The following is a 14,744-nucleotide window of genomic DNA, read 5'->3' as shown; positions in this document are numbered from 1 at the left end:
CGAATGCGCGAAGCTTGCATCTATGGCGGGTTGCGCACGCCTATAGGCCGACACGCGGGGGCGCTTGCCGCCGTCCGGCCCGACGATATGGCGGCGCACGTCATCCGCGCCGCGCTCGCAGCCTCTCCTTTTGACTCGGCGGATGTGGAAGACGTCATCCTTGGCTGCGCCTGCCAGGCCGGCGAAGATGCCCGCAACGTCGGTCGACATGCGGCGCTTCTCGCGGGGCTACCGCAAGAGGTTGGCGGCGCGACGGTGAACCGGCTCTGCGGCAGCGGCATGAACGCGGTAATCGACGCTGCGCGTGCGGTTACGCTCGCAGATGCGGACCTGATTGTGGCGGGAGGCGTCGAGTCGATGACGCGCGCGCCTTTCGTCATCGCAAAGCCGCAGGCCGCATACGGGCGCGATACCGCGATTTACGACACGACCATCGGTGCGCGGTTCGTCAATCCCCGGCTGGTCGGGGCTTACGGCAATGACACGATGCCCGAGACAGCGGACAACATCGCGCACGACCTCGGCATCTCCCGCACTGAGGCGGACGGCTTCGCGCTCGCCTCCCAGGAGAAGACCGCACGCGCCGTGAAGGAAGGCTTCTACGAAGGCGAGATCGTCGCTGTGGAGATCCCGGGCAGGCGAGGCGAGGCGATCAGGGTCTCAGCTGACGAGCATCCGCGCCCGGAAACCACCCGCGAAACTCTCGCCCGGCTGAAGCCGCTTGCTAAAGGCGGCCTCGTCACGGCGGGAAATTCTTCGGGCATCAATGACGGCGCGGCGGCGGTTATAATCGGAAGCCGCGGCGCGGGCGAAAAGGCGGGCGCGGCACCTCTCGCGGTCCTGCGCGCGGCGGCGGTCGCTGGCGTTGCACCCCGCATCATGGGTGTCGGCCCGGTGCCCGCTTCCGCCAAAGCCCTCGAACGCTCGGGGCTCAAGCTTGGCGATATGGACCTGATCGAAATCAACGAGGCCTTCGCCACACAGGTCATCGGCTGCTGCCGCCTGATGGGGATCGATCCGTCCGACAGTCGCCTCAACCCGAACGGCGGAGCAATCGCGCTTGGCCACCCGCTCGGCGCATCCGGCGCTCGGCTCGTGCTGACGGCGGCCCGGCAGTTGCAGCGTTCCGGCGGTCGCTATGCGCTCGTTACGATGTGCATTGGAGTCGGACAAGGCATCGCCGCCGTCCTTGAACGGGCCTGATGCTCGGCGCTGCGACAGCGAAGCGCGTGACGCGCGCCCGCGTACGCCTCCTTCAGTCGATGAGGCGCAGCGTGCATTCCACGAGTTCCGGATCGTCTCCGGTCACGGCAGCGAAGCCGAATTTGGCGGCAAGCCTCAGCATCGGCTCGTTGCCGGAAATCACCTGCGCTCCGATCTCGTCAGTCTTCCTCGTGCGATGATAGCGAATGATCCTGTCCATCAGGATGCTGCCGAGGCCGGTCCCCTTGAGATCCGACCGTACGAGGATGGCAAGTTCCGCCCGCTTGTTGTCGGGATCGGTAACCGTGCGCACCACGCCAAGCGTGGACGCGTGACCATCCGTTCCCGTGGCGGTGGCGATGAACGCCATTTCCCGGTCGTAGTCGATCTGCGTCATGCGGGCGAGTTGGTGATGCTGCAATTTCTGCGTGGAGCCAAAAAAGCGATAGCGCAGATCTTGCGGGCTCGTTCGGCCGATGAGATCGGCGTGAGCGGGCTCGTCCTCCGGCCGGATTGGTCGCAGAACGATAGGGGAGCCGTCATGAAGCGTTGCTGCTTCTTCCATCCCGGAGGGATATGGCAGGATCGAGAAACGGCGTGAGTCCGTGTCGTCAGAAGCCGCGAGCTGAATGCGAGCGTCGACCGCGACGACACCCTGATGGTTCGCGAACAACGGGTTGATATCGCAGGCCGCTATCTCCGGGTTGTCGACGAGCAAGGCAGAAAGACGCACGAGGGCTTGAGCGATGGCGTCCCGATTCGCTTTCGGTCGCAGGCCGTGCGCTTCAAGCCGCTTTGAAATGCGCGTGCGGTCGATCATCTGGCGTGCAAGCGGAAGGTTCAGCGGCGGCAGCGCAACCGTGTGATCCCGCACGAGCTCTACGGCGCGCCCCCCCTCCCCGAAGACGAGAACCGGTCCGAACAGCGGATCGCAGGAAATGCCCATCATCAACTGGCGCGAATGCGGCCACACCACCATGCGCTGGAGCGCAAAGCCCTCGATCCGGACTTCGGGGGCGATATTCCGGACGCGCCGCATGATGCCGTCGGCGGCGGAGCGCACGGCCTCGGCGTTTTCGAGGTTCAGCGCGACCGCGCCTGCATCCCATTTGCGAGGCAGATCGGGAGAGGAGAGCGTCACGGCCACGGGATAGCCGATGCGCTCGGCGACCACCGCTGCTTCGTCGGCGGTCTCGACGAGAATGCTTTCGAGCGTCGGAATGCCGTAGGAAGCAAGCAGGCGGCGGCTATCTGGCTCGCTCAGCACGCCATCGGGACGCGAAAGCCCGCTCTCCACGATGGATCGCGCCGTCGCACGGTCGGGCGCGAAGTTCGCGAGATCCGCCGGAGGCGTTTCCATCAGCATCGCAAGATTGCGGCGGTGCTGTACGATATGGCCGAAACCGCCAACCGCCGCGCCGATGGAATTATAGCTGCAAAGGCCCGCTTCAGCGAAAAGGGCGAGCGCAGCGCTCGCCGTTTCGCCGCCGAGCCAGCACGCCAGCACGCCGCTTCGGTAGCGTTTCTGCGCCTCGATGACAGCGCGCGCGATTTCGGAACTGTCCGTCATCGCGTTCGGTGCGTGAATGATGAGGATGCCGTCGACCTCAAGCGCCTCGGACAGCACCTTCAGCGCGGCCGCGTAGTCGTCCGCTGACGCGCCTGCGCCAAGATCGACCGGATTTGCGAGGAGACGGCCACGCGGGAGCACCTTCGCCAACTGCGAAAGCGTCTTCTCCGAAAGGTCGGCAATAGAGCCGCGCTCCGCCGTGTTGATCTCGTCGATTGCCATGAGGGCCGCGCCGCCGGCGTTCGACAGGATCGCGAGACGCTCGCCGCGCACCTGCTTCGTCCGCGACAAGGTTTCCACCGCCGCAAACAACTCATCGATGGAGTACACTCTCAGTGCTCCAGCGCGCCTGACGGTCGCATCGAAAGCGCCATCCGGCGAAGCGAGCGTCTCGGACAGAAATTGACCGATGGAATGGCTGGAGGCGCGATTGCCGCCCCTGAGGATAAGAACCGGCTTGTTTCGCGCGGCGGCTCTCGCGGCGGAAACAAACCCACGCCGTTCGCGAATTGTCTCGATATGGAGCAGGATCGCTTTCGTCTCTTCGTCCTTGGACAGATAGTCCATCAAGTCGGCGAAATCGATCTCGACCGCGTCGCCGAGCGACACGACGCAGGAAAAGCCGATACCGCGGGGCTTCGCCCAATCGAGAGCGGCCGCGCACAAAGCGCCAGACTGGGAGACAAAAGCCACACGACCCGGGTGCGCCTGCATGTGGGCGAAGTTCGCGTAGAGGTTAGCTTTCGGCACGCAAACGCCGAGGCTCGCGCCGCCGAGAAGACGCAGGTCGTACCGACGGGCGGCGGCGAGCAGAGCATCGGGGTCGCTCATGTCGGCCGCAACGATGGCGGCGCGAGTTCCCCTTTTGCCGAGATCGTCGATGACGCCGGGGACTGCCGGGCCGGGCGTACAAATCACCGCCAATTCCGGGCAAAGCGGCAGATCGGCAACGCTTTTGTAGGTGAGAACGCCGGCCACCGCCTCTCTTCGCGGATTGACTGGAAGTATCGGCCCAGCGAAACGCCCATCCAGAAGGTTCCGCATGACAATATTGCCGACCGAACGCGGACGCTCGCTCGCACCGATCACCGCTATCGATTTCGGAGCGAAGAAATACTGCAAATTCTGAATGGACATGCAGTCGCCTTTCGGACTCTGCAACCGGGCATCAAATGTCGAATATCTCTGCGGGTTCAGATATAGGATTTCAGGACGATCCGGGAAAGGAAGAACGATCCAAGACGCGGCGATCCCGCGCCCCGCTTGAGAAAGTCTTGCTCAAAGGCCCAACTGGCTCCGCACGAAGCCGTCGTTTGCCGCCAAGGCATGCGTATCGCCTTCGAAAACGACCTGGCCCTTCACGAGAATGACATGGCGGCGGCAAAGCTTCATGATGTCGTCGAGGTTCTTGTCGACCACGACTATGGCAACGCCCCGGTCCGCAATAAGTCTCAACGTGCGCCAGATATCGTCGCGCACGAGCGGCGCAAGCCCTTCCGTCGCTTCATCGACCAGCAGCAGCGAAGGATTGCTCATCAGCGCGCGGCCGATTGTAAGCATCTGCTGTTCGCCGCCGGACAATTGATTGCCCCAGTTTGTTCGACGCTCCGCGAGCCTCGGAAACAACTCGTAGATCGCCTCGCGTGTCCAGTCGCGCTGCCCGTCCGCGCCTGCGCGCTCGGCGAAAAGGAGGTTTTCCTCGACCGTCAGGTTCGGGAAGATGCCGCGCCCCTCCGGCACGAAACCAACTCCGGCGCGTGCGATTGCGCTCGGGCGCCAGCCCCTCACCTCGGTACCGGCGAAACGGATCTCGCCGCTCTTCGGTACGACGAGGCCCATGAGCGACCGCATCAGCGTCGTTTTCCCCATACCGTTGCGGCCGAGCAGACTGACCGTCTCACCGCGCCCGAAACGGAAATCGACGCTGCGAAGCACGTGGCTTGCGCCGTAGTAGGTGTTGAGGCCGCGCGCCTCTAGCAGCGGTGTCTCGCTCATGACTTCGCTCCCTCGGTCTCATGCTCCGGCGCGTGACCGCCGAGATAGGCGGTAATCACTTCTTCGTTGCGTCGAACTTCGTCGGGGGTGCCGTGGGCAATAAGACGTCCCAGCGCCAGAACGGTCAGCGTATCTGCGACAGCGAAGACGGCGTCCATGTCATGCTCGATCAGCACGATGGTGTGGTTCTTCTTGAGGTCGCGCAGCAGGTCGATCACGCGCCGCGTCTCCTCCGGCCCCATTCCGGCGAGCGGTTCGTCGAGAATGAGGATACTCCCGCCGCTTGCGATCAGCATGGCGATTTCGAGCTGGCGCTGCTCGCCGTTGGACATGGCACCGGCAATGGTGTCCGCCTTATCGGCAAGTCCCGCGACGGCGAGCGCATGATCGACTTTAGCCTGTTCGGCCTCGCTCAGGCGCTCGGTCAGACGCAACACCGATGGATGGCGCGCCTGTGCCGCGAGGCGGCAATTTTCCTCGACCGTGAAGGTTGCGAAGATATTCGTCCGCTGGAACGAGCGGCCGACGCCGCGTCGCGCGATCTTGTGTGCCGGCGCCCCAGCCACATTGACGCCGTCGACGGTCACTTCACCCGCCGAAGGCTTCAGCGCGCCGGACAGGAGATTCGTAAAGGTCGTTTTCCCGGCTCCGTTGGGCCCGATTATCGCGTGTACGAGATCGGGCTCGAAGGAGATGGTGACACCGTCGACCGCGCGCAGGCCTCCAAAGGTTCTTGCGAGATCCCTTGTCGCCAGGACCGACGCCCTGCGCGGCTCGGCGGGCGCGTCGCCCGAGGGCCTCAACGCTGCTTTCTTCACGGGGCGAGCGGCGCTCTGCAAGAACCCGGCGAGCCCATCGGGCGACAACAGAACGGCGACGACGAGCACAGCGCCGGTGCCGAGGAGCCAGTGGGACGAAACGACATCGCCTACAAGACTCGCGGTCTTCAATGCCTCTTCGAGCGAGACATAGAAGAGGGCGCCGAGGATCGGCCCGAACAAAGTCCCCGCGCCGCCCAGGACGACCATCATGATCGCAAGACCGGACTGATGCCACGAGAAGAGATCGGGCGTTACGAAGCCGTCGATGCAGGCGAACAGCGCACCCGCGAGACCGGCAAACGCTCCGGAGACGACAAAGGCCGCGAGCTTGAAGCGGTAGACGTCGAAGCCGAGCGCCGACAGCCGCGTTTCGTTCGATTTCAATCCCTGAACGACGCGCCCGAACGGTGTTCTGGCGAGCATGTACAGGGCAACGACCGTGACCGCGAGCAGCCCCAGGCACACATAGAAGAACGCGCGGCGGTCGTCGAAATCGATCAGCGTATGACCCAATATCGTCAGGTCCGGCTTGATGTTGATGTATGCACCATCGGCGCCCTTGGCGATCCCCGTGTCGTGAAACAGCGAGAACATCATCTGGCCCGCCGCCAGTGTGACCATGATGAAATAGAAGCCGCGCGTCAGACAGGCAAAGGTGCCGATGACCAGGGCGCAGACCGCCGCCACCGCGACGCCAGCGCCGAGCGCGACGAAAACATTGGCCGCGCCCTCATCCGATGACACGAAATAGACGGCATAGGCGCCCACGCCGAAAAAAGCCGCGTGTCCGAAGGAGATGAGCCCGGCGAGGCCGAGCGCGAAATCGAGGCTGACGACGAAAATCGACAGGATGACAAGCCGCGTCGCGAACTTGATGCCATACGGCCCGACGAAAAACGGCAGCGCGACGAACAGCAGCGCGAGACAGGCGAGCAGAACCAACGCACGCGCAGACGGTGTTTTCAACATTTTACGCCCTCCCGAACAGGCCAGACGGCCGCACGACCAGGATCAGCGCCATCACCGCATAGATCAGCACGCTGGAAAATTCCGGTACGAACACCTTGCCGAACGCGTCGGCGAGCCCGATCAGCAGCGAGCCGAGAAACGCGCCTCGGATGGAGCCGATGCCGCCGACGACAACGATGACGAAGGAGATGATCAAAACGCGATCGCCTATCCCCGGATAGGCGCTCTCGATTGGCGCGGCGAGGATGCCCGCAGCCGCCGCCAGCGCCACGCCCGCCGCAAAGACCATCCGGTACAGGATGCGCGAATCGTAGCCGAGGGCCTCGACCATTTCAGGATTGGATTCGGCTGCACGGATCAGGCGGCCGACGCGGGTTCGCTGGATGACGAACATCATCGCGAGCGCCAGAGCGACGCAGATCGCCATCAGCGCAAAGCGATAAACCGGATAGCCGAGATCGGGTGTGAGGGAGATGCTCGACGAGAGGTAGGACGGCGTCGGAATGGACAGCGGGTGATTGCCCCACAGGGTCTGCTGCACCTCCCTGAACACGAGAATGAGCGCGAAAGTCAGCAGAACCTGCTGGAGATGATCGCGCTTGTAAAGGTGGCGGATGAAGAGCCATTCGATCGCCGCGCCGAACAGGAAGGCCAGCGGGATGCCGACCGCAAGCGCGACGAAAATGTCACCGAACTGCGCCGTCAGCGTCACCGCCAGATAGGCTCCGAGCATGTAGAACGAGCCGTGAGCGAGATTGATGACGCCGAGAATGCCGAAGACCAACGTCAGGCCGCTGGCCGCGAGGAATAGCAACAGGCCGTATTGCAGCCCGTTCAATATCTGGACGAGGACGAGGCTCATGAACACAATCCGGGGGCTTCGGGAGCGGTCGATATCGACACGCCCCCGCGATGAATGAGAAATTCGAGACCGTCGTTCAGGTCATCTTGCAGCCGGTCGTGTCGCCGGCGAGCTTCTCCGCCGCGATCCCGATCAGCTTGTTTTCGCCGCCGCGCAATTCGCGCAGGTAGAAATTCTGAATGGGGTTGTGCGACGGACCGAGTTTGAAAGGTCCACGCGGGCTGTCGAACGAGGCGTTGCGCATCGCGACCAACATCTCAGGCCGCTTCTTCGTATCGCCGCCGACCGCTTCCAGGCCGATGCGAAGCAACTGCATGGCGTCCCAGCCCTGTACGGCATAGACGTCCGGCGCCACCTTGTACGCCGCCATGAATTCCTCGGAAAACTTCTTGTTTTCCGGATTGTCGAGGCTCTCGACGTAGTGAAGCGCGGTCTTGACGCCGTCGCCCGCAGGTCCGGCCGCCTTCTCGATGCCGTCCGTCAGGAACCCCGGACCCCAGAGCGGGATCTTCTCGTTGAGCCTCGCGCCGGCATAGTCCTTGATGAACTTCAGGGCGCCGCCGCCAGCGAAGAACGAATAGACCGCGTCCGGCTTCAGCGAGCCGACCTCAGCGAGGATCGACTGGAACTCCACGTCCGGGAAGGGCAGGGTGATGTCCTTGATGATTTCCCCGCCGCCAGCGATGAAGGCTTTCTTGAATCCACCCACCATTTCCTCACCTGCCGCATATTTCCAGGTGACGGTGACGGCCCTCTTTATGCCAGCTTTCAGCATAGCTTGCCCGGTCGCATCGCCGATCTGACCGTTACCGAACGAAGTCCGGAAAATGTTTGGAGCGCAGGCGCCTCGCGTCAGCGCATCCACTCCGGCATTCGGAACGAGCGTCGGCAGCCCGTCTTCGCGCGCAATCTTGGCCATTGCCATGGCAACGCCCGAGTGGACGGTGCCCACGAGCACGTCGACTTTCTCGCCGGAAATCAGCTTGGTCGTATTCTCGGTCGCCTTGGCCGGTTCTGACGCGTCGTCAACCTTGACGAAAACGATGTCGCGGCCAGCAAGCTTGCCCCCTTGTTGCTTGGCGTAAAGTTCGACCGCGCGGGTGATCGCTTCGCCAAGCGGAGCATAGGTGCCCGAGGACGGGAGAAGCAGCCCGATCTTCAGCGTATTCGACTGCGCCCAGGATGGCCGAACGAACGGCGCTGCGATGGTGGATGCGCCAGCGGCCCCTGCGAGTATGAGTAGGCGGCGTCTGTTGATCATGTTTCTCTCCCTTTTTGAGCTTTCGCTTCGTTTTTTCGTTCGTCAGGCAGACCTCTGCGGGTCTTTGCGCTAATGCTGCGGCGCTCACCTCTTGTGGTTGGAACCGAAGAAGCCACCGAACAATTTGCCCATAGGGCGCGCCTCTTCGGCGCGATCGTCCCTGCGACAAGGCGCAGGCCAGCTCTTCTCGGTGATCGCTGGATCGCCGAACGGCTTTCGAACTTCATGGCTGAACGGATCAGTTCACCGTATGTGAGCCAGTGATCCGATAAGGATCGCCAACCGAACGAGCCGGTTTGGCTCGTTCGGTACCGCCGTCAGAACTTCAGGCGCATGCCCGTCACGACATAGGTGTCGCTATCCGCGAGGTAGCCGGACACGAGGCCGTCGCTTCCGGCTGTGTAGCCAATGCCCGAATAGACATCGAGATGCTTGTTGATGGCGTAGTCCACCATGAACGACACCTGATCGTAATCGCCGCTACAGTTCGCCCGAACGCTGGTCGAACATTTGGCGCTGTCAACATTCGTGAGCGACCGCGCCACCCACGAGTCCTGGCTGAAGTGATACCAACCGGCGGCGAAACTCCAGCCGGAAGGCATCTCGTATTTCGCGCCGGCGAAGACGAGATTGAGAATGCGGTCGGTCTGGTAAGCCTGATTGTTGATCGTCGCCAGCCGGTAGCCGCCGATGGTCTTGTGATAACCGGTCAACGGATCGTCGGGATTTGAAAGCACCGTGTACTGATATCCGCCATATACCGTCAGCTTGTCGCCGGGAGCATCCTTCAAACCGCCACCGAGATTGAAGGTATACTTGCCCATGATGGAGGCCGACGTATTGTCGGTGATGGTCGCGGCCAGCGCATTCTTCTCGAAGTTTGGAAGTCTGCCTGCATTGACGACGCTGTTCTCCTGCGCAAACACGGCGTCGACGGAAAGCCCCTGCCATTTGCCGCCGATATTGAGGCCGTAGGCATCGGCGTGGATGGCGCTGTCTTCAGCACCGAAGGCGTACATCGCGCCTGCGTGGAAGGGGCCAAAATTGTAGGTATAGCGGATGGAGTTGTCCCAGCGCGCGGCTTCGGTAGACCCCATGCCCGCCGTGATGCCAACCATGCCGATGAAGGAGAACGCGTACGAGGCTCCCATCGGATCGTACGCGATGACGGAGTCGAGATTGAACGCGTTCTGCCGGCCGAAAGTCAGCGTGCCGTAATTCGCGTTGCTGATACCGGCGAAGGCAGAGCCGTTGAGGGCTTGCCCGCAGCGTGAGCCGTCCACGTTCGCGCTTTGCTGGCGCAGCGATTTGCCGGAATTGTTCGAGACGCTCGCGCAGGCATCGGAAAGCTCAAGCGAAAGCGGATTGAAACCGGTGTCGAATTTTCCGACGACAGACCACCCCTCGCCCAGCGGCTCTTCGATCTTGACGCCGACGGAGGATTGGGAAAGCCCGCTTTGGGCAAAACCCCAATAGGCCTTGTGAGCGCCGGGTGCTCCAAGCAGGCCGTAAATGGTGCCGGGATAGAGATCGTCGTCGAATGGCTGGCCCTTGGACTGCCACGTGTAGTTGACGTCGATGACGCCGTACACGGTGATACCTTTCCAACTGAGTTTCTCGGGCAGCGGATCCTTGATCGTATCGATCCAGTAATCCGCGGCACTGGCCGGCGACAGCATCACCAACGCCGTCGCTGCGCACGCAAACAGCCCGCTCGCGCCGCGAAGGCGCGCATTTCTCTTCGTCATTTCCCCACCCCTAAGTGCCCTTTATTTACCGGTTCGACAGCCGATTCGAGCCGGTTTGCATCGTCCCTGATATCATTCAGGGTAATAAATGCAATTATTTCGTTTTATATTTGATATTTTGTTTCCCAATGCTACATTCTATGCATCCCTCTGCGACAAGATAGTTGAGATGCGACAGCGTCTCCGCGACGGCAAAAAGGAGATCGTGGCCGCTAAGCATGCGCGGGAAAAGCTCCTCCATGACATCTGCGCCCGATGACGGATTGCTGCAGCTGTCCAGTGTATGCTTCAGCCGTTCGTCGTGATGCGCCTTCAACGCCTTGCAACGCTGCCGCAACCCGGTGAACGGAAGCCCGTGCGACGGCAAGACCAGCGCGCTGTCCGATAGCGTCATCAGGTGGTCCAGCGAGGCGAAGAATCCCGCGAGCGGATTGGCCTCGGGTTCGTTGCTCCAGACCCCGATCGTCGGGCTGATCTTCGGAAGAACCTGATCGCCGGAAATCAGCACGTCGGCTTCCGGACACCACAGGCAGGCGTGCTCCGGAGAGTGTCCGCTGAAGGTCATTACGTGCCATTCGCGGCCCCCGACCGAAAGGCGGTCGCCGCCCTCGATCCTCAAGAAATCGAGCGGGATCGGATCCACATATCTGCGGTAATTGTTGCCTTCGGCTATCGCCAGACGAAGCGGCTCGTCACGAAGTCCGAAACGGATGTAGTGATCGCTTGCCTGTGAAAGGAAGTCTTCGCCGCTTTCAAGCCAGCCTAGGCGCCCATAGGTCCATTCCCCGACGGTGGCAGTCATCCTCACGCCGAAGCGCGCATGAAGCCAGGTCGAAAGGCCCATGTGGTCGGGGTGGTGATGGGTGCAGATCAGCCGGGTGATGGGCATCCCGCCAAGCTGATCTTTGAAGATCCGCTCCCAAAGGCCTCGCGTTCTCGCATCGGCCATCCCGGTATCGATCAGGGTGAAGCCCTCGCCGTCGCGCAGCAGCCAGACATTCACGTGATCGAGCGTAAAGGGCAGAGGCATCCGTGCCCAGAAAATTCCGTCCGCTACCTCGACGAGCGAACCCTCGGGGGGCTTCTGAAGCTGAGCGCTCGCTGGTGCGCGCGGCGGCTCCTCACCAGTCGTAGCGACGCGCAGACGCGCTTCGAGCGGGGATGTCGAGCATGTCTCCATGGATCAACCGCCGAACGCGTTGAGGCCGGTGATCGCACGCCCGAGGATCAGCGCGTGAACGTCGTGCGTTCCTTCATAGGTATTAACGGCCTCAAGGTTCATCGCATGGCGAATGACGTGAAACTCGTCGGAAATGCCGTTGCCGCCGTGCATATCCCGCGCGACGCGCGCGATGTCGAGCGCCTTGCCGCAATTGTTGCGCTTCAGCATGGAGATCATCTCAGGCGCCATCTTCTGTTCATCGAAGAGGCGTCCGAGCCTGAGACACGCATGAAGCCCGAGCGCAATCTCGGTTTCCATGTTGGCGAGTTTCAGTTGAACGAGCTGGGTGTTGGCCAGCGGCCGCCCGAACTGCTTGCGGTCGAGCGTGTATTGCCGCGACGCGTGGAAGCAGAACTCGGCCGCGCCCAGCACGCCCCAGGCGATGCCGTAGCGCGCACGGTTAAGGCAGCCGAACGGGCCTTTCAGTCCTTCCACATTCGGAAGTCTGTTCTCGTCGGGAACGAAAACGCTCTCCATGACAATTTCGCCGGTGACGGAGGCACGCAGCGAGAACTTGCCTTCGATCTTGGGCGCGGAAAGCCCCTTCATCCCTTTTTCGAGAATGAAGCCTCTGATGATACCGCCGTCATCCTTTGCCCACACGATGAACACATCGGCAACGGGCGAATTGGTGATCCAGATCTTGGAGCCTGAGAGGATCCACCCGCCATCCGTCTTGCGAGCGCGGGTTTTCATGCTGCCGGGGTCCGAGCCAGCATCCGGCTCTGTCAGGCCGAAACACCCGATCCACTCACCACGAGCGAGTTTCGGCAGGTATTTGCGGCGCTGGTCCTCGGAGCCATAGGCGTAGATGGGGTACATCACGAGCGACGACTGCACGCTCATAGCCGAGCGGTAGCCGGAATCCACGCGCTCGACCTCTCGTGCAATGAGACCGTAGCAGACGTAGTTCACGGCTGCGCCGCCGTACGTCTCCGGCAGCGTCGAACCGAGAAAGCCGAGACTGCCCATCTCCGCCATGACCGCGCAATCGAAGACTTCATGCCGGTTCGCCTCGCGGATGCGCGGGAGCAACTGTTCCTGACAGTAGGATCGCGCGGAATCGCGAACCATCGTTTCCTCTTCCGTCAGGGCGTCTTCGAGCAAGAGCGGATCATCCCAGTGGAAAGCGTTCTTGCCGACGGACATGGGCGGATCTCCTATAAATGGTATTATGGTACAAGAATACGATTATATACCCCTTGTCAAGCTTGAGGATGGGCTGCTCCTCTACGCGCCGCTTGCGCTGCGGCTCAGACCTTCTGCCATCGGCCCCGGGGAGTCGGCTGATGGCGGTCTTCGCCATGGCACTTCTGTGCACGGCCGGCTTTGGTGCTGGGATCGCGCGTCTCAACGGGACTGGTGGGCTTCGTCGCCGCCTCGCCGAAAACTGGGCGTGCTGGCCGCCGCACCCGGCTTCACTCGCTCAACTTCGGTCCTGGCGGCAGATTCAGCGCCGACATTGTTCGCTTCGCGCCTTTCGGCGCAGGCAGGGGCACCAGACCAGATTGAGCTGGTCGTCGACCTCGGGCGCTGAAATCAGGGCAAGCAACTCGCCCGCCTTCACCCTTGAGCCGATATCCACGAAACGCTTCTCGATATAGCCGTTCTGTCGCGCGAAAAGCGTCGCGGATTCGAAAGCTTGCGTTGTCGCTGGGAGGCGCACCTCCTTCGGTGTGTCAACCGCCTTCACTTTTTCGATGCGAAGCGAGGGTACTCGACTTCTAAGCGGTTTCCTGCCGAGGCGCCGGGCTCAAGCAATGTTTGCGAGGCTCCGCTTTTCTTGATGCGACCGCATTTGCTGCTTAACAAAGCCTGAACGGCGACAGGAAAAAGGGGGCGGCGATGGTTCAATCGGCGGCGCGGATCGGTATTGGCGCGGACAGAAATATGAACGCAGAGGGGGCGTTGCCGGAGCCTGGCTCGGCTGCCGCAGTGGCGCGTCGCTCGCTCGAATGCGGCCTCGACGGTCTTCTCGCGCTTCGGGCCTCGCTTGCCAACGGCCTGGCCGCCGATTTCGAAAGTGCCGTCGCGCTGATCCACGCCTGCCGGGGACGCGTGATCGTCACTGGGATGGGCAAGAGCGGCCATGTCGGCCAGAAGATTGCAGCGACGCTCGCCTCAACCGGCACGCCCGCCCAGTTCGTTCATCCCGCAGAGGCGAGCCACGGCGATCTCGGCATGATCACGGCGGCCGATATCATCCTCGCGCTGTCGTGGTCGGGCGAAACGGTGGAACTCGCGAGCATCCTCACTTACTCGCGCCGCTTCGGCGTGCCGCTCATCGCGCTGACTTCGCGGCGCGAAAGCGCGCTCGGCAAGGCTGCCGATATCGTGCTACAACTTCCGCCCGTGAAGGAGGCTTGTCCGCACGGTCTCGCGCCGACGACCTCGACGCTGACGCAACTCGCGCTCGGCGACTGCCTCGCCATCGCGCTGCTGGAAGGGCGCGGCTTCACGGCATCCGATTTCAAGGTGTTTCACCCCGGCGGGCAGCTCGGCGCGAACCTCAAGCACGTGGCCGACATCATGCACAAGGGCGAGCGCATGCCGCTTGCCGGTGCCGACGCACCGATGAGCGCCGCGCTCGTCACCATGACCGAGAAGGCGTTCGGCTGCCTCGGCGTGGTGGACGCGGAGGGGAAGCTCGCGGGCATCGTCACCGATGGCGATTTGCGCCGCCACATGGCGGGCGATCTCCTGGGCCGCCGCGCCGCCGACATCATGACGCGCAACCCGAAAACGATCACACCGACGATGCTTGCCAGCGCCGCGCTTCAGATCGTGAACGAGAAGAAGATCACCGCGCTTTTCGTGGTGGAGGACGGCGTGCCGGTCGGCATCGTTCACATCCACGACCTGTTGCGCGTCGGCGTGGCTTGATGGGGCATTTTTCGACGCAGGCAAGGCGGGATAAGCCGCCGAAGCTGTTGCAAAGCGCGCCGCCGATGCTAATCTGTGGGCTGGCCGGATATCGGCCACCGGAGGGCCGAACGCTGCGGTTCCCCGTCGCGGGTATGGTGAAATGGTATCACAGGAGCTTCCCAAGCTTCTAGCGCGGGTTCGATTCCCGCTACCCGCTCCAGCTTTTCC

At 62.5% G+C, this 14,744-nt stretch carries 11 protein-coding genes and 1 tRNA gene; 3 read left to right on the top strand and 9 right to left on the bottom strand.

What is annotated here, in order from left to right:
• Positions 1-3: 3 nt before the first annotated feature.
• On the top strand, positions 4-1,203 hold the full coding sequence (locus QM659_RS05650; RefSeq protein WP_415187684.1) for an acetyl-CoA C-acyltransferase: 1,200 nt from the start codon (positions 4-6) through the stop codon (positions 1,201-1,203).
• Between the two features lie 52 nt (positions 1,204-1,255).
• Here QM659_RS05650 and QM659_RS05645 read toward each other — a convergent pair whose 3' ends face one another.
• From QM659_RS05645 to QM659_RS05605, 9 genes are all read right to left on the bottom strand, one after another.
• Complete coding sequence (locus QM659_RS05645) at positions 1,256-3,910, bottom strand: bifunctional acetate--CoA ligase family protein/GNAT family N-acetyltransferase (protein ID WP_415187683.1); 2,655 nt, start codon at positions 3,908-3,910, stop codon at positions 1,256-1,258.
• A 141-nt stretch (positions 3,911-4,051) separates the two neighbouring features.
• On the bottom strand, positions 4,052-4,768 hold the full coding sequence (locus tag QM659_RS05640) for an ABC transporter ATP-binding protein (RefSeq protein ID WP_415187682.1): 717 nt from the start codon (positions 4,766-4,768) through the stop codon (positions 4,052-4,054).
• Positions 4,765-6,558 carry an ABC transporter permease subunit gene (locus QM659_RS05635; protein WP_415187681.1) on the bottom strand — a complete coding sequence of 598 codons (1,794 nt, stop codon included), beginning with the start codon at positions 6,556-6,558 and terminating at the stop codon, positions 4,765-4,767. Before QM659_RS05635 ends, QM659_RS05640 begins: the two co-directional genes overlap by 4 nt.
• Before the next feature lies 1 nt (position 6,559).
• Entirely contained in the window at positions 6,560-7,420 is an 861-nt protein-coding gene (locus tag QM659_RS05630) for a branched-chain amino acid ABC transporter permease (protein ID WP_303485813.1), read from the bottom strand.
• A 76-nt stretch (positions 7,421-7,496) separates the two neighbouring features.
• Positions 7,497-8,681, bottom strand: coding sequence for an ABC transporter substrate-binding protein (locus QM659_RS05625; RefSeq protein WP_415187680.1), 1,185 nt, complete (start codon positions 8,679-8,681; stop codon positions 7,497-7,499).
• Positions 8,682-8,998: 317 nt separating this feature from the next.
• Positions 8,999-10,429 carry a porin gene (locus QM659_RS05620; protein ID WP_415187679.1) on the bottom strand — a complete coding sequence of 477 codons (1,431 nt, stop codon included), beginning with the start codon at positions 10,427-10,429 and terminating at the stop codon, positions 8,999-9,001.
• A gap of 94 nt (positions 10,430-10,523) precedes the next feature.
• The gene (locus QM659_RS05615) at positions 10,524-11,432 is read right to left on the bottom strand and encodes an MBL fold metallo-hydrolase (protein ID WP_415187678.1); all 909 of its coding nucleotides are present in this window, start codon (positions 11,430-11,432) and stop codon (positions 10,524-10,526) included.
• A 180-nt stretch (positions 11,433-11,612) separates the two neighbouring features.
• A complete protein-coding gene (locus QM659_RS05610) occupies positions 11,613-12,800 on the bottom strand; it encodes an acyl-CoA dehydrogenase (protein ID WP_415187677.1) in 1,188 nt (395 codons plus the stop codon).
• Positions 12,801-13,101: 301 nt separating this feature from the next.
• Positions 13,102-13,344, bottom strand: a complete 243-nt coding sequence (locus tag QM659_RS05605; RefSeq protein ID WP_415187676.1) for a hypothetical protein — start codon at positions 13,342-13,344, stop codon at positions 13,102-13,104.
• Positions 13,345-13,541: 197 nt separating this feature from the next.
• Between QM659_RS05605 and QM659_RS05600 the strand changes: the two genes are divergently transcribed.
• Together QM659_RS05600 and QM659_RS05595 are read left to right on the top strand one after the other, a co-directional pair.
• Entirely contained in the window at positions 13,542-14,534 is a 993-nt protein-coding gene (locus tag QM659_RS05600) for a KpsF/GutQ family sugar-phosphate isomerase (protein ID WP_415187675.1), read from the top strand.
• Between the two features lie 128 nt (positions 14,535-14,662).
• A tRNA-Gly gene (locus QM659_RS05595) sits at positions 14,663-14,736 on the top strand.
• Positions 14,737-14,744: the final 8 nt, after the last annotated feature.

Source organism: Rhodomicrobium sp., from assembly GCF_047605405.1.
Lineage (GTDB): Bacteria > Pseudomonadota > Alphaproteobacteria > Rhizobiales > Rhodomicrobiaceae > Rhodomicrobium > Rhodomicrobium lacus.
The sequence above is the reverse complement of the archived record's forward strand: the minus strand, read 5'-3'. Positions and strand labels throughout refer to the sequence as shown.